Source organism: Nocardioides sp., from assembly GCF_041600255.1.
GTDB lineage: Bacteria > Actinomycetota > Actinomycetes > Propionibacteriales > Nocardioidaceae > Nocardioides.
Map to the genome: position 1 here is coordinate 1 of NZ_JBFIKK010000234.1, position 2,249 is coordinate 2,249.

General features: G+C 73.0%; 3 protein-coding genes. All 3 read left to right on the forward strand.

Going from position 1 to position 2,249, the window contains the following annotated elements; all coding sequences use genetic code 11:
* Window positions 1-970 (forward strand): hypothetical protein (locus ABZE72_RS16675; RefSeq protein WP_372730157.1); only part of this gene is annotated, 970 nt, incomplete at its 5' end.
* Window positions 967-1,572 (forward strand): DUF4129 domain-containing protein, encoded by a 606-nt coding sequence (locus tag ABZE72_RS16680; RefSeq protein ID WP_372730158.1) that lies wholly within the window; start codon window positions 967-969, stop codon window positions 1,570-1,572. The genes ABZE72_RS16675 and ABZE72_RS16680, both read left to right, overlap by 4 nt.
* A partial coding sequence (locus ABZE72_RS16685) for a DUF4350 domain-containing protein (protein WP_372730159.1) occupies window positions 1,569-2,249 on the forward strand: 681 nt, incomplete at its 3' end. The genes ABZE72_RS16680 and ABZE72_RS16685, both read left to right, overlap by 4 nt.

The window sequence follows — 2,249 nt, forward strand, 5'->3', positions numbered from 1 at the left end:
CAGGCTCACGCCACCGCCGGTGCCTGCGGTGGCCGCACACAAGCCGGGAGCGATTCCGTTGCGACCGCTCGGCCTCGCCGACATGTACGACGCCGCGTTCCGGATCATCCGCTTCAACCCGAAGGCGACCGTCGGCTCCGCCGTCCTCGTCGCCGCGGTGGCGATGGCCATCCCCGTCCTGGTGACCGCGGTCCTGACCTGGACCGTGGGCCTGTCGTTGGACGCCGACGCGGCGGGCACGGCCGAGATGGTCTCCCTCGGCGTCTCCTACGGCTCCCTCGGGCTGGGCACCCTGCTGCAGTCGGTCGGCCTGGTGCTGGTGGGCGGGATGATCGCGCACGTGACGGCCGCCGCGGCGCTGGGTCGTCGCCTGACCCTCGGCCAGGCCTGGGCCGCGACGTACGGCAAGCGCTGGAAGCTGATCGGGCTCGCCGCGGTCCTCGGCTCGGCCCTGTTCCTGGTGCTCGGTCTCTACGCCGCGAGCTGGGTGCTGGTGGTCCTCACCGGCGACCTCGTCACGATGGTGGTCTTCGGCCTGGTGAGCGTCCCGGCCTTTCTGGCGTTCCTGTTCTGGTTCTGGATCCGGGTCTACTACCTGCCCGCCCCGGCCCTGATGCTGGAGCCGGTCGGGGTCTTCGGGGCGATCGGTCGCGGCTTCGGCCTCACCCGTCGCCAGTTCTGGCGGACCTTCGGGATCGCGCTGCTCACCGTGGTGATCGCCCAGATCGCCGGCGGCATGCTCTCCATGCCCGTCTCCATCGTCGGTCAGGGGATCCTGCTCGGCGTCGACTCCGAGCAGTACGCCGCGCTCGCGCTGGTGGTGACCCAGGCGTTGGCCACCGTGATCGCCTCCGCGTTCGTGGCGCCGTTCACCACCACCGTCGCCGCGGTGCAGTACCTCGACCAGCGCATCCGCAAGGAGGCCTACGACGTGGAGCTGATGACCCGGGCCGGAGTCCTGCACCCGTGACGCTCCTCGACCCAGGAGTGGATCCGTCGGGCGCCGAGGCCCGGCGGCTGCTGCAGCGAGAGCTCCTCGATCCGGTCTACCACGACACGAACCTGGTGGAGCGGCTGCTGGCCTGGCTGGGGCGTCAGGTCGACCGGGGTGTGGGAGCCGCAGCCCAGGCGCCGGCCCTCACCACCCTGGCCGCCATGCTGGTCTTCGTCACGTTGGGCCTCGCGGGCGCCTGGCTGCTCAGCCGACTGCGACGCTCGGGCACCGGTCGGGTCGAGCAGCGACCGGTCCTGGACGACGAGACCCTCTCCGCGCTCGAGCTCCGGGTCCGGGCGCAGCAGGAGCTCGAGCAGGGTCGCTACGCCGAGGCACTGGTCGACGCCTACCGAGCCGTGGCCGTGCACCAGGTCGAGCAGGGACGTCTCGTCGATGCCCCGGGCGCCACCGCGCACGAGGTCGCCGACGTGCTGGCGGCGGCGCACCCCGCACTGCGCGAACGACTGGTGGAGAGCGCACGCCTCTTCGACCTCGTCCGGTACGGCGACCGGCCGGCCACCCGGGAGCAGGCGGCGACGATGCTCGGCCTCGACGACGAACTCGCGATCCGCCGATGAGCCGGCCGTCCCTGCGCGAGCACCGTTCGACCCTCGTCATCGCGGGAGGGCTGGCAGCGGCCGTGGCGGTCGTGCTCGCCCTGGGGGTGGGTGCGGTGACGACGACGGCAGCGCTCGACCCCGACAACCCCGACCCCTCGGGGGCTCGGGCCGTCGCTCGGGTGCTGGCCGACGAGGGCGTCGACGTCGAGGTGGCCCGCTCCGCCGACCAGCTGACCCGGCTCCGTCCCGACGCCTCGACCACGGTGCTGGTCACCAGCACCGAACTGCTCGGGGAGAGCACCGCGGAGCGCCTGCTGGCCGACCTGGGCGCAGCCCTCCTCGTCCTGGCCGAGCCCGGGCCGGGTACCACCGAGGCCCTCGGCATCGACGCGGAGTCGGTCCGGGTCCGGGTCCGGGAACCGAGGCAGTCCGCCTGCGACGACCCGACGTACGCCGGGCTGGCCGTCGAGGTCGATCGCGCCCAGGCCTACGCGGGGGACGGATGCTGGGGCGACCGGCGCGGATCGCTGCTGGTCGAGCCGACCCCGGGCATCGTCCTGTGGGGCGCCGCCGAGGCGATGAGCAACGACCAGGTGCTGCGGGCGGACAACGCGGCGGTGTCCCTGCGACTGCTCGGTCAGCGCGACCGTCTGGTCTGGTACGTCCCGTCGTACACGGACCTCGTCGCCGACGAC